We start from the raw sequence: 18689 nt of genomic DNA, 5'->3' as shown, positions 1-18689 counted from the left end.
AGGATACAAAATGAGTAGCGTAGATATTCTTGTTCCCGACCTGCCTGAATCCGTAGCAGATGCGACCGTCGCTACCTGGCACAAAAAACCAGGCGATGCCGTTAAGCGCGATGAAGTGCTGGTAGAAATCGAAACTGACAAAGTGGTACTGGAAGTACCGGCTTCGGCGGATGGCGTTCTGGACGCGGTGCTGGAAGATGAAGGTACCACCGTAACTTCTCGTCAGATCCTGGGTCGCCTGCGTGAAGGCAACAGCGCGGGCAAAGAGTCCAGCGCGAAATCTGAAGAGAAAGCCTCTACGCCGGCTCAACGCCAGCAGGCTTCTCTGGAAGAACAGTCTAACGACGCCCTCAGCCCGGCGATCCGTCGCCTGCTGGCTGAACACAGCCTCGACCCGGCAGCCATCAAAGGCACCGGTGTGGGCGGTCGTCTGACCCGCGAAGACATCGACAAACACCTTGCGAAAGCGCCAGCTCAGGCAGAAGCGAAAGCCCCTGCGGCAGCACCGGCAGCACAGCCTGCTCTGGGTGCCCGCAGCGAAAAACGCGTGCCGATGACCCGCCTGCGCAAGCGCGTGGCCGAGCGTCTGCTGGAAGCGAAAAACTCCACCGCGATGCTGACCACCTTCAACGAAGTGAACATGAAGCCAATCATGGACCTGCGCAAGCAGTACGGTGACGCGTTTGAAAAACGTCACGGTATCCGTCTGGGCTTTATGTCCTTCTACGTGAAGGCGGTAGTTGAAGCGCTGAAACGCTACCCGGAAGTGAACGCGTCTATTGACGGCGATGACGTGGTTTACCACAACTATTTCGACGTCAGCATGGCGGTTTCTACTCCACGCGGCCTGGTAACGCCGGTTCTGCGTGATGTGGATACCCTGGGTATGGCTGACATCGAGAAAAACATTAAAGAGCTGGCTGTTAAAGGCCGCGACGGCAAGCTGACCGTAGACGACCTGACCGGCGGTAACTTCACCATTACCAACGGCGGCGTATTCGGCTCGCTGATGTCTACCCCGATCATTAACCCGCCGCAGAGCGCGATCCTGGGTATGCATGCCATTAAAGATCGCCCGATGGCGGTAGACGGTAAAGTTGAGATCCTGCCAATGATGTACCTGGCGCTCTCTTACGATCACCGCCTGATCGACGGCCGCGAGTCCGTGGGCTTCCTGGTCGCGATTAAAGAGCTGCTGGAAGATCCAACCCGTCTGCTGCTGGACGTCTAGTTTTGCAGTCTTGCCCGGCGGCGTATGGCTGCCGGGCCAATAAAAGCACGACCTAACGATTACCTGAAGGATGGATAGAACACATGAACTTACATGAATATCAGGCCAAACAGCTGTTTGCCCGGTATGGCTTACCGGCTCCGGTGGGTTATGCCTGTACTACCCCGCGTGAAGCAGAAGAAGCCGCATCTAAAATCGGTTCCGGCCCTTGGGTAGTTAAGTGTCAGGTTCACGCTGGTGGCCGTGGTAAAGCGGGCGGTGTGAAGGTTGTTAAGAGCAAAGAAGAGATTCGTGCGTTTGCTGAACATTGGCTCGGCAAGCGTCTGGTAACGTACCAGACAGATGCGAACGGCCAGCCGGTTAACCAGATCCTGGTTGAAGCGGCGACCGACATCGCAAAAGAACTGTACCTGGGCGCGGTTGTTGACCGTAGCTCCCGTCGCGTGGTGTTCATGGCGTCTACCGAAGGCGGCGTGGAAATCGAAAAAGTGGCGGAAGAAACCCCGCACCTGATCCACAAAGTGGCAATCGATCCGCTGGCGGGCCCAATGCCTTACCAGGGTCGCGAGCTGGCGTTCAAACTGGGCCTGGAAGGCAAGCTGGTTCAGCAGTTCACCAAGATCTTCATGGGTCTGGCAAACATCTTCCTGGAGCGCGACCTGGCGCTGATCGAGATCAACCCGCTGGTGATCACCACTCAGGGCGACCTGATCTGCCTCGACGGCAAGCTGGGCGCTGACGGCAACGCGCTGTTCCGCCAGTCGGATCTGCGCGAAATGCGCGACCAGTCTCAGGAAGATCCACGTGAAGCACAGGCTGCACAGTGGGAGCTGAACTACGTGGCGCTGGACGGCAACATCGGCTGCATGGTTAACGGTGCGGGCCTGGCAATGGGCACAATGGACATCGTTAAGCTGCACGGCGGTGAGCCAGCAAACTTCCTCGACGTAGGCGGTGGCGCAACCAAAGAGCGCGTAACCGAAGCGTTCAAAATCATTCTCTCTGACGACAACGTGAAGGCCGTTCTGGTTAACATCTTCGGCGGCATCGTTCGTTGCGACCTGATCGCTGACGGTATCATCGGTGCGGTAGAAGAAGTGGGTGTTAACGTTCCGGTTGTTGTGCGTCTGGAAGGTAACAACGCTGAACTCGGCGCGAAAAAACTGGCTGACAGCGGCCTGAATATTATTGCAGCGAAAAGTCTGACGGATGCAGCTCAGCAGGTTGTTGCCGCAGTGGAGGGGAAATAATGTCAGTTTTAATTAATAAAGATACCAAGGTTATCTGCCAGGGCTTCACCGGTAGCCAGGGGACTTTCCACTCCGAACAGGCGATTGCCTACGGCACGCAGATGGTTGGCGGCGTAACGCCAGGTAAAGGCGGTACCACGCACCTGGGCCTGCCGGTATTCAACACCGTGCGTGAAGCCGTAGAAGCGACGGGCGCAACCGCGACCGTGATCTACGTTCCGGCACCGTTCTGCAAAGACTCCATTCTGGAAGCGATCGACGCAGGCATCAAACTGATCATCACTATTACTGAAGGCATCCCGACGCTGGATATGCTGACCGTGAAGGTGAAGCTGGATGAAGCAGGTGTGCGCATGATCGGCCCGAACTGCCCTGGCGTTATCACCCCGGGCGAATGCAAAATCGGCATCATGCCGGGCCACATTCACAAGCCGGGTAAAGTGGGCATCGTGTCCCGTTCCGGTACGCTGACCTATGAAGCCGTTAAGCAGACCACCGATTACGGCTTCGGCCAGTCCACCTGCGTGGGCATCGGCGGTGACCCGATCCCGGGCTCTAACTTCATCGACATCCTGAAGCTGTTCCAGGAAGATCCACAGACCGAAGCGATCGTGATGATCGGTGAGATCGGCGGTAGCGCGGAAGAAGAAGCCGCTGCTTACATCAAAGAACACGTGACCAAACCAGTTGTCGGTTACATCGCGGGTGTGACCGCGCCGAAAGGCAAGCGTATGGGTCACGCGGGTGCGATCATCGCCGGTGGTAAAGGTACGGCTGATGAGAAATTCGCAGCGCTGGAAGCCGCAGGCGTGAAGACCGTTCGCAGCCTGGCGGATATCGGCGAAGCACTGAAATCCATCATTAAGTAAGTCCTCTCTGCTCCCCGAAAGGGGGGGCGTTGAAGTATAAAAATGTCCGTTTCGACATGGTTGGCCGCTGTAAAGCGGCCTTTTTTATTGCCTGCGTCTGGCGACTAGCGTGAACTTGTAATCATCGGTATTGAACACGTTGCGGCTGTATTCAAATACCCGTCCGTCCTTCAGAAACCCGCGGGAGACTTTTTCCAGGATCGGCTTTGCCGGATCGAGCGACAGTGCGGCGATCGCCTCCTCTGACGGCATGATCGGCACCAGCTCCTGTTCGCTGCGATCGATAACCAGCTTTTTGATCTGCTCAACGTAGTGGTATTTCGAATTCTCCATCACTTCCCAGGTGAGGTCGGGGAACATGGCCAGCGGCATCCACGTTTCTTCCAGATTTACCGGTTTTTGTTTGATAAAGCGGACGCGTTTGACGTGCCAGACTTTATCGTCATGAGAGAGATTCAGCTTTTCGGCAAGTTTTGCATCGGCTTTCAGCACTTCGAAAATGCTTACCTCACTGTGGGTATCCACGTTCCGGTCGGCCAGTTTTTCGTAAAACCCGGTGAGCTGGTAAATGTCGTAATTGACGCGCTCTTCTTTTACGTAGGTGCCGCTGCCCTGAATGCTCTCGACGATCTGCTCTTCCGTAAGCAGCTTCAGCGCCTGTCTCACCGTAACGCGACTCACGTTGAATGCCTCCTGAAGGCTGGATTCCGTCGGTAACGCATCGCCAGGCTTTAACTCTCCTTCATTAATTTTCTCGCGAAGCGCTTCTGCTATCTGCCGGTACATCGGTTTGTTACCCATCGTTATGCCTTTCTAATACCTTTTCATGGAATTATGCCTCCCACTTAGAATTTGTAAATAATACAAATTAAATACAAATTTGAATTGTTAGTGAAAGTGATCACATAAATGTATTGTATGAGCTGCCACAATTGCCGCCAGACAATAACAACGTATGTGTGAGGATCTTATGAACCTGACGACTCTGACCCGCACCAGTGCTGTCTGCGTGCAGGCGCACTATGCCAGCCGTGATGAGGCCATTCGCCAGCTTACAATGCGGCTGGTGGCGCTGGGCAAAATTACAGATGGCGATGCATTTTTGGCGGAGGTCTACCGTCGCGAATCGCAGGGGCCAACCGCCCTGGGTGAAGGGCTGGCTGTCCCGCATGGTAAATCGAGCGCGGTGAACGAAGCGGCTTTTGCGGTTGCTACGCTGTGCGAACCGCTGGATTGGGAGGGGGTGGACGGCCCTGAAAAGGTTGAGATGATCGTCCTGCTGGCCATCCCGCCAGCTGAAGCGGGATCCACGCATATCCAGGTGCTGACGGCGCTGACGTCTCGCCTTGCCGATGATGTCCTCCGGGAACGCGTTATGGCTGCAGAGACGGCAGAGGATCTGCTTGATGCGTTGAACGGTGTCTCGCAGGAAGACGAGGCTGATACGCGGGTGAATGCACCAACCGTCGTCTGTGTCACTGCCTGTCCGGCGGGGATCGCGCATACCTATATGGCCGCAGAGTACCTGGAAAAAGCGGGACGTAAGCTCGGCGTCAACGTGGTGGTCGAAAAGCAGGGGGCGAACGGTATTGAAGGGCGTATTACTGCCCAGCAGCTACAGGAGGCGAAAGCATGTATTTTTGCCGCAGAAGTGGCGATCAAAGAGAGCGAGCGCTTTCAGGGCATCCCCGCCATTTCCGTGCCCGTCGCGGAACCCCTGCGCCATGCTGAAGCGTTGATTGAGCGCGCGCTGGCGCTAAAGCCTTCTACCGATGCGCGCCATGCGCAGGTCGATACCGAAACGAAAAAGCGCGTTAAAGCTGAACTCAAGCAGGCGCTTCTCAGCGGCATCTCTTTTGCGGTGCCGCTGATCGTCGCCGGCGGTACGGTGCTGGCCGTATCGGTACTGCTGGCGCAAATCCTTGGCCTGCAGCACCTGTTTGACCAGGAAAACTCGTGGCTTTGGATGTACCGCAAGCTTGGCGGCGGCATGCTCGGCATTTTGATGGTGCCTGTCCTGTCGGCCTACACCGCCTACTCGCTGGCGGATAAACCTGCGCTGACGCCGGGCTTTGCGGCCGGTCTGGCTGCCAACATGATCGGCTCCGGTTTTCTCGGCGCTATCGTCGGCGGGCTGATCGCGGGCTATCTGATGCGCTGGGTGAAAAACCACATCCGGCTTAGTAGCCGCTACAACGGCTTTCTGACTTTTTATCTCTATCCGGTGATTGGCGTGCTGGGCGCGGGCAGCCTGATGCTGTTTGTGATTGGCGAACCGGTGGCCTGGCTCAATAACACGCTCACCGTCTGGCTTAACGGTCTGTCCGGCGCGAATGCGCTGCTTCTGGGGGCAATCCTCGGGTTTATGTGCTCATTCGATTTGGGTGGCCCAGTCAACAAAGCCTCTTACGCGTTCTGCCTGGGGGCGATGGCGAACGGGGTATACGGTCCCTATGCCATCTTTGCTTCCGTCAAAATGGTCTCAGCCTTTACCGTCACGGCGTCAACGATGCTGGCACCGAAGCTGTTCAAGTCATTTGAAATTGAAACCGGCAAATCGACCTGGCTGCTCGGCCTCGCGGGCATTACCGAAGGGGCGATTCCGATGGCGATAGAAGATCCGCTTCGCGTTATTGGCTCATTTGTACTCGGATCCATGGTGACAGGCGCGGCTGTCGGTGCGATGGGGATCGGGTTGTCTACGCCGGGGGCCGGGATTTTCTCTCTTTTTTTACTTCACGATGCCGGGTTGGGTGGTGTGGTTGCTGCGGCGGGCTGGTTTGGCGCGGCGCTGGTGGGTACCGCTATCTCCACCCTGGTTCTGCTGCTCTGGCGACGCCAGGCGGTAAAAAAGGGCAACTACGTCACTGAAGACGCCTTATCGTAAAAACGCACAAACAGGAAACGAAGATGAAAGCTGTATCTCGCGTTCATATCACGCCGCATATGCACTGGGACCGTGAGTGGTACTTCACCACCGAAGAGTCGCGTATTCTTCTGGTCAATAATATGGAAGAGATCCTGACCCGTCTGGAGCAGGATGATGAGTACAAATACTACGTCCTCGATGGACAGACGGCGGTGCTGGAGGATTATTTTGCCGTTGTGCCCGAAAACCGCTCTCGCGTGAAGGCGCTTGTCGAACGTGGAAAACTGATTATCGGCCCCTGGTATACCCAGACCGATACCACGATTGTGAGCGGCGAGTCGATTGTCCGCAACCTGATGTACGGCATCCGGGATTGTATGGCCTTCGGCGAGCCGATGAAGATCGGCTATCTGCCGGATTCGTTTGGCATGTCCGGTCAGCTTCCGCATATCTATAACGGGTTTGGCATTACCCGCACGATGTTCTGGCGCGGTTGTTCTGAACGCCACGGGACCGATAAAACCGAATTTCTCTGGCAGAGCCAGGACGGCAGTGAGGTCACGGCACAGGTGCTGCCGCTGGGCTACGCGATTGGTAAGTACTTACCGGAGGACGAAGCGGGGCTGCGAAAACGGCTCGACAGCTATTTTGAGGTTCTGGAAAAGGCGTCCGTCACCAAAGCGATTTTGCTGCCCAACGGCCACGACCAGATGCCGCTGCAGCAGAACATTTTCGCGGTGATGGAGAAGCTGCGTGAAATCTATCCGCAGCGTCAATTTGTGATGAGCCGGTTTGAGGAGGTCTTTGATCGCATCGACGCGCACCGCGATGACCTGGCAACCTTAAAAGGTGAGTTTATCGACGGGAAATACATGCGCGTGCACCGGACCATCGGCTCCACGCGCATGGATATCAAAATCGCCCATGCGCGTATTGAGAACAAAATTGTCAATATCCTTGAGCCGCTGGCGACGCTTGCCTGGACGCTGGGCTTCGACTATCACCACGGCCTGCTGGAGAAGATGTGGAAAGAGATCCTCAAAAACCACGCTCACGACAGCATCGGCTGCTGCTGCAGCGACAAGGTGCATCGCGAGATTGTCTCCCGCTTTGAACTGGCTGAGGACATGGCAGATAACCTGACGCGTTTCTTTATGCGCAAGATTGTCGACAACATGCCGCAAAGCGACGCCGATAAGCTGGTGATGTTCAACCTGATGCCCTGGCCGCGTGACGAGGTGATGAACACCACGATTCGACTGCGCGCCAGCCAGTTCCGTCTGCGGGATGACAAAGGCAATGAGATCCCGTATTTCATTCGCAGCGCGCGCGAGCTAGACCCAGGCCTCATTGACCGGCAGATTGTTCACTACGGCAATTACGAACCGTTTATGGAGTTTGATATTCAGCTCAGCCAGATACTGCCGGCGATGGGCTACCGTACGCTGTTTATCGAACCTAACGTGGCCGGGAAGGTGCTCTCTCCGGGGGTAAATACCGCATCCTTACTTGAAAACGCCTTCTGGCAGATTGACTTAAATGACGACGGTACGCTGCGCCTGCGCGACAAAAAAACCGGGCTTGTTTATGACCGCGTGCTGGAAATCGAAGAGAGCTCGGATGATGGCGATGAGTACGACTACTCACCTTCGCGGGAAGAGTGGAGACTCACTTCCACGCAGGGCGAGCATGAATTTGAGGTTACGCATGAAGGCTGGCAGAGCAGGGCGGTTATCCGCCATCGAATAGCCGTTCCGGCGAACCTGGCCGAACGCGCGGCGCGCCAGCGAAACGGCTATCTCGACGCTGAATTTGAGATTACGCTAAGCCATAACAGCAGACGCATTGACGTGGCGGTGTGCCTGGATAATCAGGCCAACGACCACCGCGTTCGCGTGCTCATCCCAACGCCGTTTATGACAGAGGAAGTGTTAGCGGATACGCAGTTTGGCTCGATCACTCGCCCGGTGCAGGACGCGGCGATGGAAAACTGGCGGGAGGAGGGGTGGAAAGAAGCGCCGGTTCCCGTCTGGAATTTACTTAACTACGCCGTATTGCAGGAAAAACGAAACGGGCTTGCGCTATTTACCGAGGGGCTGCGTGAATTTGAAGTCGTGGGCGATGAACAAAAAGCATTTGCTCTGACCTTGCTGCGCGGCGTTGGGGTACTCGGCAAAGAAGATCTGCTCCTGCGCCCCGGCAGACCATCCGGTATCAAAATGCCGGTCCCGGACTCTCAGGTGCGTGGTCCGCTAAGCTGTCGCTTTAGCCTCTTCAGCTTCAGCGGCTCGCCGGAAAACGCGGGTGTCGCGCAGCAGGCTCAATCGTGGTTAACGCCGGTGCAGTGTTATAACAAGATCCCCTGGGATGCAATGAAGCTGAATCGCGCGTCGTTGACCACGCCGGAAAGTTACAGCCTGTTAGCGCTTTCGCCAACGGGATGCGTACTCAGTGCGATCAAAAAAGCGGAAGATCGCGATGAGCTCATTCTTCGTCTGTTCAACCCTTCGCAGTCCAGAGCATGTGACGCGACGCTAGCCGTCAATCCGGGGGTGAAGCGGTGCTGCGAAACGGACATGAATGAACGGCTGAAGGACCACGGTGAAGACGAAGGCATTGTCGGGGCGTTCAAACCGGGACAGTCGCGAACCTTTAGCCTTCTTCTTGCCTGAGAACCGCTGATATCATTAAAAGGCTGCACTGTTTGCGGCCTTTTTCATTAATAGTCACTCCGCGGTGTTAAGTTAGGGGGGGGGTAAAAGTAAAATAAATGTAATTACGAAGGGTTGCATAAATGCCATGGAAAAATAACCCGGCCTGACTATGCTTTATTGTTTGCCGCGCATCGAAATGAGGCTTTTGTTTCGCGTTAATTAAAATCACTTCTGTTTATATTTTTTTTCGTCTTCGATAACCAATCACATCTTTACATGCACATATCATTAACATGGTTTTTACCATTCTTACCACGATTAAACATAGTTAACATCAAGGTTTGTTTTTGATTTAAATCAAAGTTTAATCCTTGGAAAAAGGTGTCGAAAAGCGCTAAATTGTCCCCGATCAAAATGGCCGAAAAGTGGTAATTTTGCTATAAATTGATCGCCGTCGAAAAACGTAAATGTGATTCAATAAAAACCTGTTTATTGTAAGGGTTTTGCAGCGTATTATATTTGCGGGATCAATTTGAGTTTTTTATTAACGTATTTGTAACCTCACGTCATCGTTTTTATCCTCCTTCAGGGTAATAACGACGACAAGGATGCGAATAATTTGTATTGGGGCATGCGTGTGGATCTCTCTCTGACGGGGTTCACTCTCGGAGTCTTCATGCGATGAGCAAGGAGTCATGATGTTAGATATAGTCGAACTGTCGCGCTTACAGTTTGCCTTGACCGCGATGTACCACTTCCTGTTTGTGCCACTGACGCTCGGTATGGCGTTCCTGCTGGCCATTATGGAAACGGTATACGTTCTCTCCGGCAAACAGATTTATAAAGATATGACCAAGTTCTGGGGCAAGTTGTTTGGTATCAACTTCGCACTGGGCGTGGCAACCGGTTTGACCATGGAGTTCCAGTTCGGGACTAACTGGTCTTACTATTCCCACTATGTCGGGGATATCTTCGGTGCGCCGCTGGCCATTGAAGGTCTGATGGCATTCTTCCTCGAATCCACCTTTGTAGGTCTGTTCTTCTTCGGCTGGGACCGTCTGGGTAAAGTCCAGCATATGGCGGTGACCTGGCTGGTGGCATTAGGTTCGAACCTGTCCGCGCTGTGGATCCTGGTGGCGAATGGCTGGATGCAGAACCCTATCGCGTCTGATTTCAACTTCGAAACTATGCGTATGGAGATGGTCAGCTTTGCCGAGCTGGTCCTGAACCCGGTTGCGCAGGTTAAATTCGTTCACACCGTCGCCTCTGGCTACGTGTGCGGTGCGATGTTTGTACTGGGCATCAGCTCTTACTACATGCTGCGCGGTCGTGACTTCGCGTTTGCTAAGCGCTCCTTTGCTATCGCTGCAAGCTTCGGTATGGCAGCAATCCTCTCTGTTATCGTTCTGGGTGATGAATCCGGTTACGAAATGGGTGACGTGCAGAAAACCAAACTGGCTGCCATCGAAGCCGAATGGGAAACCCAACCGGCGCCTGCTGCCTTTACGCTGTTCGGCATTCCCGATCAGGACGCGCAGGAAAACCGCTTCGCCATTCAGATCCCTTACGCGCTGGGTATCATCGCCACCCGTTCTGTTGATAAGCAGGTGACCGGTCTGAAAGAGCTGATGGTTCAGCACGAAGAGCGTATCCGTAACGGTATGAAAGCCTACTCGCTGCTGGAACAGCTGCGTGCCGGTTCTACCGACCAGGCCGTTCGCGACCAGTTCAACAACGTGAAGAAAGATCTGGGTTACGGTTTGCTGCTGAAGCGTTATACCCCGAACGTTTCTGATGCGACAGAAGCGCAGATCCAGATGGCAACCAAAGACTCGATTCCACGCGTTGCGCCACTGTACTTCGCATTCCGTATCATGGTGGGCTGCGGCATCATCATGCTGCTGATCATTGCGGCGTCCTTCTGGTCCGTGATTCGCAACCGCATCGGCGAGAAAAAATGGCTGCTGCGCACCGCGCTGTACGGTATTCCACTGCCGTGGATCGCTATCGAATCCGGCTGGTTTGTTGCGGAGTACGGCCGTCAGCCATGGGCGATTGGTGAGGTACTGCCAACGGCGGTAGCGAACTCGTCCCTGACAGCGGGCGACCTGATCTTCTCCATGCTGCTGATCTGTGGTCTGTACACCCTGTTCCTGGTGGCTGAACTGTTCCTGATGTTCAAGTTCGCGCGCCTTGGCCCAAGCAGCCTGAAAACCGGTCGCTATCACTACGAGCAGTCCACCGCGACTACTCAGCCGGCACGCTAAGACAGGAGTCATCAAATGATCGATTATGAAGTATTGCGTTTTATCTGGTGGCTGTTGATCGGCGTTCTGCTGATCGGTTTCGCCGTCACGGATGGTTTCGACATGGGGGTGGGGATGCTCACCCGTTTCCTCGGTCGTAATGACACTGAGCGTCGAATCATGATCAACTCCATCGCCCCTCACTGGGACGGTAACCAGGTGTGGCTGATCACCGCTGGCGGCGCGCTGTTCGCTGCCTGGCCGATGGTCTACGCGGCTGCGTTCTCCGGCTTCTACGTGGCGATGATTCTGGTGCTGGCCTCTTTATTCTTCCGTCCGGTTGGTTTCGACTACCGTTCCAAGATTGAAGACACCCGCTGGCGCAACATGTGGGACTGGGGCATCTTCATCGGTAGCTTCGTTCCACCGCTGGTGATCGGCGTGGCGTTCGGTAACCTGCTGCAGGGCGTACCGTTCCACCTGGACGAATACATGCGTCTTTATTACACCGGTAACTTCTTCCAGCTGCTGAATCCGTTTGGCCTGCTGGCCGGCGTGGTGAGCGTGGCGATGATCATCACTCAGGGCGCAACCTATCTGCAGATGCGTACGGTTGGTGAACTGCACCTGCGTTCGCGCGCGACGGCTCAGGTCGCTGCGCTGATCACGCTGGTCTGCTTTGCACTGGCCGGTGTGTGGGTGGTGTACGGCATTGATGGTTATGTGGTGACGTCTGCAATCAATCATACTGCGCCGTCTAATCCGCTGACCAAAGAAGTGGCGCGTCAGGCAGGTGCATGGCTGGTGAACTTTAACAATACCCCTGCGCTGTGGGCTATCCCGGCTCTGGGCGTATTGCTGCCGCTGCTGACCGTGTTGACGTCTCGTCTGGAGAAAGGCGCGCTGGCGTTCGTGTTCTCATCACTGACCCTGGCGTGCATCATCCTGACATCGGGTATCGCGATGTTCCCATTCGTCATGCCATCCAGCACCATGCTGAATGCTAGCCTGACCATGTGGGACGCAACGTCCAGCCATATGACGCTGAACCTGATGACGTATGTTGCTTGCGTGTTCGTTCCGATTGTTCTGGCCTACACCATCTGGTGTTACTGGAAAATGTTCGGTCGTATCACTAAAGAACATATCGAAAGCAACACCCACTCTATGTACTAAGTAAGGAGCTGAATATGTGGTATTTCGCATGGATTTTAGGGACGCTTCTTGCCTGTGCATTTGGTGTCATCACTGCCCTGGCGCTTGAGCACGTCGAAGCGACCAAAGCGGGTGAAGAAAAACACTGATGAATATTATCGCGAAACTTTACGCGGTAATGGACAAGCGCCCGTTACGGGCGCTTTCTTTAGTGATGGCATTACTGCTGGCAGGTTGTATCTTCTGGGACCCTTCGCGCTTTGCAGCGAAAACCAGCGAGCTTGAAATCTGGCACGGCTTCCTCATTATGTGGGCGGTGTGTGCAGGTGTGATCCACGGCGTGGGCTTTCGTCCGAAAACCGTTCACTGGCAGGGAATTTTTTGCCCGCTGATTGCCGATCTGGTGCTTCTCGCCGGTTTGATTTTCTTCTTCTTCTGAATAAGAAATGTCCGTTAACGTTATGGGCTTACCCGAGCCCATAAAAATTTACTCTCCGTTTACTTTCTCCCATTCCCAACCCTCTTTCCCGCGCGTATAGTAGCGAAGTTTAAAAGCATTAACTTTTGTTGCATTACCGGGATGTAAAGTGAATACAACGCTGTTTCGATGGCCGGTTCGTGTCTATTACGAAGATACCGATGCCGGTGGTGTGGTTTACCACGCCAGCTACGTTGCTTTTTATGAACGGGCACGCACAGAGATGCTGCGCCATCATCACTTTAGTCAACAGGTGCTGTTGGCTGAGCGAGTTGCCTTCGTGGTACGCAAGATGACGCTTGAGTATTTTGCGCCTGCCAGACTCGACGATATGCTCGAAGTCCAAACTGAAATTACATCAATGCGCGGGACCTCACTGGTTTTCACGCAGCGGATAGTCAACGCAGAGAATACCGTACTGAACTCAGCTGAAGTGCTGATTGTTTGTGTTGATCCAACCATAATGAAGCCTCGTGCGCTTCCTAAGTCTATTGTCGCGGAGTTTAAGCAGTGACTGACATGAATATCCTTGATTTGTTCCTGAAGGCAAGCCTTCTGGTTAAACTTATCATGTTGATTTTGATTGGTTTTTCAATCGCATCCTGGGCCATCATCATCCAGAGAACGCGTATCCTCAATGCCGCTGGCCGTGAAGCTGAAGCGTTTGAAGATAAGTTCTGGTCGGGTATTGAGCTTTCTCGTCTGTATCAGGAAAGCCAGGGGCGCCGTGAAAACCTTACAGGCTCCGAGCAAATTTTTTATAGCGGTTTCAAAGAGTTTGCTCGTCTGCATCGTGCAAACAATCATGCGCCAGAAGCGGTGGTGGAAGGTGCCTCGCGTGCGATGCGCATCTCTATGAACCGCGAGCTGGAAAATCTCGAAACGCATATTCCATTTCTCGGCACTGTCGGTTCCATCAGCCCGTATATCGGCCTGTTTGGTACCGTGTGGGGGATCATGCACGCCTTTATCGCGCTGGGCGCGGTGAAGCAGGCGACGTTGCAGATGGTTGCACCGGGTATCGCTGAAGCACTGATTGCGACCGCTATCGGTCTGTTTGCGGCAATTCCTGCGGTTATGGCTTACAACCGTCTGAACCAGCGCGTGAACAAACTGGAACTGAACTACGACAACTTTATGGAAGAGTTCACTGCGATTCTGCACCGTCAGGCGTTTACCAGCACCGAGAGCAACAAGGGGTAAACCATGGCCAGATCGCGTGGACGAGGTCGTCGCGAGCTCAAGTCCGAAATCAATATCGTTCCACTGCTGGACGTCCTGCTGGTACTGCTGCTGATCTTCATGGCGACAGCGCCAATCATTACCCAGAGTGTGGAAGTGGATCTGCCGGATGCGACAGAATCACAGGCGGTGAGCACCAATGACGATCCTCCGGTTATCATTGAGGTTTCCGGCGTAGGGCAATACAGCGTCGTGGTTGAGAAAGATCGTATGGATCAGCTGCCGCCTGAGCAGGTTATTGCTGAAGCGCAGCGTCGCCTCGAGTCAAATCCGAAAACGGTCTTCTTAATCGGTGGCGCGAAAGACGTACCCTACGATGAAATTATTAAAGCGCTGAACTTGCTACATAGTGCGGGTGTTAAGTCAGTTGGCTTAATGACCCAACCTATTTAATCATCCGCGTAGTTTTTGGGAACCGATAGTGTCAAAGGCAACCGAACAGAACGACAAGCTTAAGCGAGCGATAATCGTCTCCGCAGTGCTGCACGTGATTCTCTTTGCAGCGCTGATCTGGAGTTCGTTCGACGAGCATATTGATGCATCAGCCGGCGGCGGTGGAGGGTCTTCCATTGACGCCGTGATGGTGGATCCCGGTGCGGTAGTACAGAACTATAATCGCGAACAACAGCAGAAGGCGAGTGCCAAACGGGCTGAAGAGCAGCGTGAAAAACAGTCGCAACAGCAGGCGGAAGAACTGCGTGAAAAGCAGGCCGCAGAGCAGGAGCGTCTGAAGCAGCTTGAGAAAGAGCGTTTGCAGGCGCAGGAAGCCGCGGAACAGCAGAAGCAAGCCGAAGAGGCCGCGAAGAAAGCCCAGGAACAGCAAAAGCAGGCGGAAGAGGCGGCAGCAAAAGCCGCAGCGGACGCGAAAGCGCAGGCTGATGCCCAGGCAAAATTAGCGGCAGAAGCGGCGAAGAAAGCCGCTGCTGATGCTCAGAAGAAAGCTGAAGCGGAAGCCGCGAAGAAAGCCGCTGCTGATGCCCAGAAGAAAGCTGAAGCGGAAGCCGCGAAGAAAGCCGCCGCTGATGCTCAGAAGAAAGCCGAAGCGGAAGCCGCGAAAAAAGCCGCTCAGGAAGCAGAGAAGAAAGCTGCTGCCGAGGCCGCGAAGAAAGCGGCTGCTGCTGAGAAAGCGGCTGCAGAAAAAGCTGCCGCCGCTGAAAAAGCCGCTGCCGATAAAAAAGCTGCAGCTGAGAAGGCTGCCGCCGATAAGAAAGCTGCTGCTGAGAAGGCCGCTGCCGATAAGAAAGCTGCTGCTGATAAAGCGGCTGCCAAAAAGGCCGCAGCCGCTGAAAAAGCCGCTGCCGCCGCAGGGGTTGACGATCTGCTGGGCGATTTGAGCTCAGGTAAGAATGCACCGAAAACGGGCGGTGGGGCGAAAGGAAACAACGCAGCGCCGACGGGAAGTGGTAACACTAAGAGTAACGGTGCGACAGGGGCTGAAATCAACGGTTATGCCGCGCAGATTAAATCCGCTATTGAAAGCCGATTCTATGATGCGTCTTCCTATACCGGTAAAACGTGTACGTTGCGTATAAAACTGGCTCCGGACGGCATGCTGCTGGATATTAAGTCTGAAGGTGGCGACCCGGCTTTATGTACTGCGGCCCTGGCTGCAGCGCGTCAGGCGAAGATGCCTAAACCGCCGTCTCAGGCAGTTTACGAAGTCTTCAAAAATGCGCCGCTGGACTTCAAACCTTAAGTTACATTTTCCCCGTGCAAACGGGGAAAAATAGACCAGGTTTAGTCACAGGGTTCTGGTAGTTTTGTCTATTTGAGTTTGTTAACATTCTGCTAAATTATCGTGGGTAAGGTTACCCGGATAAGGGAGATATGATGAAGCAGGCATTACGTGTAGCATTTAGTTTTTTAATGCTGTGGGCAGCAGTATTGCACGCAGAAGTACGTATCGAGATCACCCAGGGGGTGGACTCGGCACGCCCAATCGGTGTTGTTCCGTTCCAGTGGGCCGGTCCTGGCGCTGCACCTGAAGATGCCGGTGGCATCGTGGCGGCTGACCTGCGTAACAGCGGTAAATTCAACCCGTTAGATCGTTCTCGTCTGCCGCAGCAGCCGGGCAGCGCGCAGGAAGTACAGCCTGCAGCATGGTCTGCACTGGGTATTGATGCCGTGGTTGTGGGTCAGGTTACGCCTAACCCGGACGGCTCTTACAACGTGGCCTGGCAGCTGGTGGATACCGGCGGTGCACCGGGTACCGTTCTGGCACAGAACTCTTACAAGGTCACTAAGCAGTACCTGCGCTACGCGGCACACGCTGCCAGCGATGCGGTATTTGAAAAACTGACCGGCATTAAAGGGGCGTTCCGTACCCGTATTGCTTATGTGGTACAGACCAACGGTGGTCAGTTCCCGTATGAGCTGCGCGTATCTGACTACGACGGCTACAACCAGTTCCTGGTGAAACGTTCTTCTCAGCCGCTGATGTCTCCAGCCTGGTCTCCGGACGGTTCTAAACTGGCCTATGTAACCTTCGAAAGCGGCCGTTCAGCGCTGGTTATCCAGACGCTGGCAAACGGTGCTGTTCGTCAGGTGGCCTCTTTCCCACGTCACAACGGTGCGCCTTCCTTCTCTCCGGACGGGTCTAAACTGGCGTTTGCGCTGTCAAAAACAGGTAGCCTGAACCTGTACGTGATGGACATTGGCTCTGGCCAGATTCGTCAGGTGACCGACGGTCGCAGCAACAACACCGAACCTTCATGGTTCCCGGACAGTCAAAACCTGGCGTTTACCTCTGACCAGGCTGGCCGTCCACAAATTTACAAAGTCAACATCAACGGCGGTGCTCCGCAGCGTATTACCTGGGAAGGTTCGCAGAACCAGAACGCAGACGTGAGCAGCGACGGTAAATTTATGGTAATGGTGAGCTCCAACGGTGGGCAGCAGCACATTGCCAAACAGGATCTGGTAGCGGGTGGCGTTCAAGTTCTGTCGTCAACGTTCCTGGATGAAACGCCAAGTCTGGCACCTAACGGCACGATGGTAATCTACAGCTCTTCTCAGGGGATGGGATCTGTGCTGAATCTGGTTTCTACAGATGGGCGTTTCAAAGCGCGTATTCCGGCAACTGATGGACAGGTAAAATCACCTGCCTGGTCGCCGTATCTGTAAATAATAATTAATTGATTACTAAAGGAATCATAGAAATGCAACTGAACAAAGTGCTGAAGGGGCTGATGATCGCTCTGCCTGTAATGGCAATCGCAGCGTGTTCTTCTAACAAGAACGCCAGCAATGACCAGAGCGGCGAAGGCATGATGGGTGCCGGCACCGGTATGGACGCGAACGGCAATGGCAACATGTCTTCTGAAGAGCAAGCGCGTCTTCAGATGCAGCAGCTGCAGCAGAACAACATCGTTTACTTCGATCTGGATAAATACGACATCCGTTCTGACTTCGCTGCGATGCTGGATGCTCACGCTAACTTCCTGCGTAGCAACCCATCTTACAAAGTCACCGTAGAAGGTCACGCGGACGAACGTGGTACTCCAGAGTACAACATCTCCCTGGGTGAACGTCGTGCTAACGCTGTTAAAATGTACCTGCAGGGTAAAGGCGTTTCTGCTGACCAGATCTCCATCGTTTCTTACGGTAAAGAAAAACCTGCAGTACTGGGTCACGACGAAGCGGCTTACTCCAAAAACCGTCGTGCCGTACTGGTTTACTAAGAGAATTGCATGAGCAGTAACTTCAGACATCATCTGTTGAGTCTGTCGTTACTGGTTGGAATAGCGGCCCCCTGGGCCGCTTTTGCTCAGGCACCAATCAGTAGTGTCGGCTCAGGCTCGGTAGAAGACCGGGTCACTCAACTCGAGCGTATTTCTAACGCTCACAGCCAGCTTTTAACCCAACTCCAGCAACAACTCTCCGATAACCAAAACGATATTGACTCTCTCCGCGGCCAGATTCAGGAAAGCCAGTATCAGTTGAACCAGGTTGTGGAACGTCAGAAGCAGATTTTGCTGCAGATGGATAGCCTGAGCAGCGGTGGTGCAGCAGCACAAGCACAGCCAGCCGCGGGCGATCAGACCGGTGCGGCGACATCAGCTCCGGCTGCGGATGCTTCTGCTTCAACAGGTGCGCCTGTACAGAGCGGTGACGCGAATACGGACTACAACGCGGCCATTGCCCTGGTGCAGGATCAATCTCGTCAGGATGACGCGCTTGCTGCGTTTCAGAACTTTGTTAAGAAATACCCTGATTCCACTTATCAGCCAAATGCGAATTACTGGCTCGGTCAGCTGAATTACAACAAGGGTAAAAAGGACGATGCGGCGTTTTATTTTGCCTCCGTGGTAAAAAACTACCCGAAATCGCCAAAAGCGCCTGATGCGATGTACAAAGTGGGCGTCATCATGCAGGACAAAGGCGACACTGCGAAAGCTAAAGCGGTTTACCAGCAGGTAGTCTCAAAATTCCCGGGTACCGAAGGTGCTAAGCAGGCGCAAAAACGTCTGAATTCGATGGGATGATTATCGCATGACCAGAAATCGCGTTATTTCTGGTCGTGCAGCATGATTCGTAAGCAGTTAAGTGATCTTCATCGAAATTTTTGTTGCGCTGAATTCTTAAATCAGTAATATATGCCGCCGTTGCCACGGGATATCAAACAACGTGAAAACAGCGTAAAAGTGGGTCGTTAGCTCAGTTGGTAGAGCAGTTGACTTTTAATCAATTGGTCGC

The 18689-nt window shown here is 54.1% G+C and carries 17 protein-coding genes; 16 read left to right on the top strand and 1 reads right to left on the bottom strand.

Annotated elements, in window-relative coordinates:
* The first annotated feature begins 10 nt into the window (after positions 1 to 10).
* From odhB to sucD, 3 genes are all read left to right on the top strand, one after another.
* Positions 11 to 1231, top strand: a complete 1221-nt coding sequence (odhB, locus tag ADJ24_RS03420; RefSeq protein ID WP_008501093.1) for a 2-oxoglutarate dehydrogenase complex dihydrolipoyllysine-residue succinyltransferase — start codon at positions 11 to 13, stop codon at positions 1229 to 1231.
* Between the two features lie 83 nt (positions 1232 to 1314).
* A complete protein-coding gene (sucC, locus tag ADJ24_RS03415) occupies positions 1315 to 2481 on the top strand; it encodes an ADP-forming succinate--CoA ligase subunit beta (protein ID WP_023310791.1) in 1167 nt (388 codons plus the stop codon).
* Complete coding sequence (gene sucD / locus ADJ24_RS03410) at positions 2481 to 3350, top strand: succinate--CoA ligase subunit alpha (RefSeq protein ID WP_008501094.1); 870 nt, start codon at positions 2481 to 2483, stop codon at positions 3348 to 3350. The genes sucC and sucD overlap by 1 nt, the downstream gene beginning before the upstream one ends.
* Positions 3351 to 3434: 84 nt before the next feature.
* On the opposite strand, the gene ADJ24_RS03405 is transcribed toward sucD, so the two are convergent.
* On the bottom strand, positions 3435 to 4151 hold the full coding sequence (locus ADJ24_RS03405) for a GntR family transcriptional regulator (RefSeq protein WP_023310792.1): 717 nt from the start codon (positions 4149 to 4151) through the stop codon (positions 3435 to 3437).
* Positions 4152 to 4320: 169 nt separating this feature from the next.
* On the opposite strand from ADJ24_RS03405, the gene mngA reads away from it, so the two are divergent.
* The 13 genes from mngA (at position 4321) to cpoB (ending at position 18478) form a co-directional block, all read left to right on the top strand.
* A complete protein-coding gene (mngA, locus tag ADJ24_RS03400) occupies positions 4321 to 6237 on the top strand; it encodes a PTS 2-O-a-mannosyl-D-glycerate transporter subunit IIABC (protein WP_023310793.1) in 1917 nt (638 codons plus the stop codon).
* A 23-nt stretch (positions 6238 to 6260) separates the two neighbouring features.
* Positions 6261 to 8891 (top strand): mannosylglycerate hydrolase, encoded by a 2631-nt coding sequence (gene mngB / locus ADJ24_RS03395; RefSeq protein WP_023310794.1) that lies wholly within the window; start codon positions 6261 to 6263, stop codon positions 8889 to 8891.
* 680 nt (positions 8892 to 9571) lie between these two features.
* Positions 9572 to 11140 carry a cytochrome ubiquinol oxidase subunit I gene (gene cydA, locus ADJ24_RS03390; protein WP_023310795.1) on the top strand — a complete coding sequence of 523 codons (1569 nt, stop codon included), beginning with the start codon at positions 9572 to 9574 and terminating at the stop codon, positions 11138 to 11140.
* A 15-nt stretch (positions 11141 to 11155) separates the two neighbouring features.
* The gene (gene cydB / locus ADJ24_RS03385) at positions 11156 to 12295 is read left to right on the top strand and encodes a cytochrome d ubiquinol oxidase subunit II (protein ID WP_023310796.1); all 1140 of its coding nucleotides are present in this window, start codon (positions 11156 to 11158) and stop codon (positions 12293 to 12295) included.
* Positions 12296 to 12309: 14 nt separating this feature from the next.
* Positions 12310 to 12423 carry a cytochrome bd-I oxidase subunit CydX gene (cydX, locus tag ADJ24_RS23370; protein WP_003858598.1) on the top strand — a complete coding sequence of 38 codons (114 nt, stop codon included), beginning with the start codon at positions 12310 to 12312 and terminating at the stop codon, positions 12421 to 12423.
* Positions 12423 to 12713 carry a cyd operon protein YbgE gene (gene ybgE / locus ADJ24_RS03380; protein ID WP_023310797.1) on the top strand — a complete coding sequence of 97 codons (291 nt, stop codon included), beginning with the start codon at positions 12423 to 12425 and terminating at the stop codon, positions 12711 to 12713. Before cydX ends, ybgE begins: the two co-directional genes overlap by 1 nt.
* A 148-nt stretch (positions 12714 to 12861) precedes the next feature.
* Entirely contained in the window at positions 12862 to 13266 is a 405-nt protein-coding gene (gene ybgC, locus ADJ24_RS03375; RefSeq protein WP_003858593.1) for a tol-pal system-associated acyl-CoA thioesterase, read from the top strand.
* Positions 13263 to 13955: a Tol-Pal system protein TolQ gene (tolQ, locus tag ADJ24_RS03370; RefSeq protein WP_008501101.1), complete on the top strand. Its 693-nt coding sequence runs from the start codon at positions 13263 to 13265 to the stop codon at positions 13953 to 13955. Before ybgC ends, tolQ begins: the two co-directional genes overlap by 4 nt.
* A 3-nt stretch (positions 13956 to 13958) precedes the next feature.
* Positions 13959 to 14387 (top strand): colicin uptake protein TolR, encoded by a 429-nt coding sequence (tolR, locus tag ADJ24_RS03365; RefSeq protein WP_003858589.1) that lies wholly within the window; start codon positions 13959 to 13961, stop codon positions 14385 to 14387.
* A 28-nt stretch (positions 14388 to 14415) separates the two neighbouring features.
* Positions 14416 to 15690 carry a cell envelope integrity protein TolA gene (tolA, locus tag ADJ24_RS03360; RefSeq protein WP_023310798.1) on the top strand — a complete coding sequence of 425 codons (1275 nt, stop codon included), beginning with the start codon at positions 14416 to 14418 and terminating at the stop codon, positions 15688 to 15690.
* Positions 15691 to 15824: 134 nt separating this feature from the next.
* Entirely contained in the window at positions 15825 to 17117 is a 1293-nt protein-coding gene (gene tolB / locus ADJ24_RS03355) for a Tol-Pal system beta propeller repeat protein TolB (protein ID WP_013097529.1), read from the top strand.
* Positions 17118 to 17152: 35 nt separating this feature from the next.
* The gene (gene pal / locus ADJ24_RS03350; protein WP_003858578.1) at positions 17153 to 17674 is read left to right on the top strand and encodes a peptidoglycan-associated lipoprotein Pal; all 522 of its coding nucleotides are present in this window, start codon (positions 17153 to 17155) and stop codon (positions 17672 to 17674) included.
* Positions 17675 to 17683: 9 nt separating this feature from the next.
* Positions 17684 to 18478 carry a cell division protein CpoB gene (gene cpoB / locus ADJ24_RS03345; protein ID WP_023310799.1) on the top strand — a complete coding sequence of 265 codons (795 nt, stop codon included), beginning with the start codon at positions 17684 to 17686 and terminating at the stop codon, positions 18476 to 18478.
* Positions 18479 to 18689 lie beyond the last annotated feature (211 nt).

The organism is Enterobacter sp. 940_PEND (assembly GCF_001059415.1).
In the GTDB taxonomy this organism is placed as follows: domain Bacteria; phylum Pseudomonadota; class Gammaproteobacteria; order Enterobacterales; family Enterobacteriaceae; genus Enterobacter; species Enterobacter cloacae_M.
Note: the sequence above shows the minus strand (reverse complement) of the source record. Positions and strands in the feature narration are given on the sequence as shown.

What these genes read in the sequence shown, in the direction of transcription:
- odhB (WP_008501093.1), top strand. Translation starts at nt 11, where the DNA reads ATGAGTAGCGTAGATATTCTTGTTCCCGACCTGCCTGAATCCGTAGCA.
- sucC (WP_023310791.1), top strand. Translation starts at nt 1,315, where the DNA reads ATGAACTTACATGAATATCAGGCCAAACAGCTGTTTGCCCGGTATGGC.
- sucD (WP_008501094.1), top strand. Translation starts at nt 2,481, where the DNA reads ATGTCAGTTTTAATTAATAAAGATACCAAGGTTATCTGCCAGGGCTTC.
- ADJ24_RS03405 (WP_023310792.1), bottom strand. Translation starts at nt 4,151, where the DNA reads ATGGGTAACAAACCGATGTACCGGCAGATAGCAGAAGCGCTTCGCGAG.
- mngA (WP_023310793.1), top strand. Translation starts at nt 4,321, where the DNA reads ATGAACCTGACGACTCTGACCCGCACCAGTGCTGTCTGCGTGCAGGCG.
- mngB (WP_023310794.1), top strand. Translation starts at nt 6,261, where the DNA reads ATGAAAGCTGTATCTCGCGTTCATATCACGCCGCATATGCACTGGGAC.
- cydA (WP_023310795.1), top strand. Translation starts at nt 9,572, where the DNA reads ATGTTAGATATAGTCGAACTGTCGCGCTTACAGTTTGCCTTGACCGCG.
- cydB (WP_023310796.1), top strand. Translation starts at nt 11,156, where the DNA reads ATGATCGATTATGAAGTATTGCGTTTTATCTGGTGGCTGTTGATCGGC.
- cydX (WP_003858598.1), top strand. Translation starts at nt 12,310, where the DNA reads ATGTGGTATTTCGCATGGATTTTAGGGACGCTTCTTGCCTGTGCATTT.
- ybgE (WP_023310797.1), top strand. Translation starts at nt 12,423, where the DNA reads ATGAATATTATCGCGAAACTTTACGCGGTAATGGACAAGCGCCCGTTA.
- tolR (WP_003858589.1), top strand. Translation starts at nt 13,959, where the DNA reads ATGGCCAGATCGCGTGGACGAGGTCGTCGCGAGCTCAAGTCCGAAATC.
- tolB (WP_013097529.1), top strand. Translation starts at nt 15,825, where the DNA reads ATGAAGCAGGCATTACGTGTAGCATTTAGTTTTTTAATGCTGTGGGCA.
- pal (WP_003858578.1), top strand. Translation starts at nt 17,153, where the DNA reads ATGCAACTGAACAAAGTGCTGAAGGGGCTGATGATCGCTCTGCCTGTA.
- cpoB (WP_023310799.1), top strand. Translation starts at nt 17,684, where the DNA reads ATGAGCAGTAACTTCAGACATCATCTGTTGAGTCTGTCGTTACTGGTT.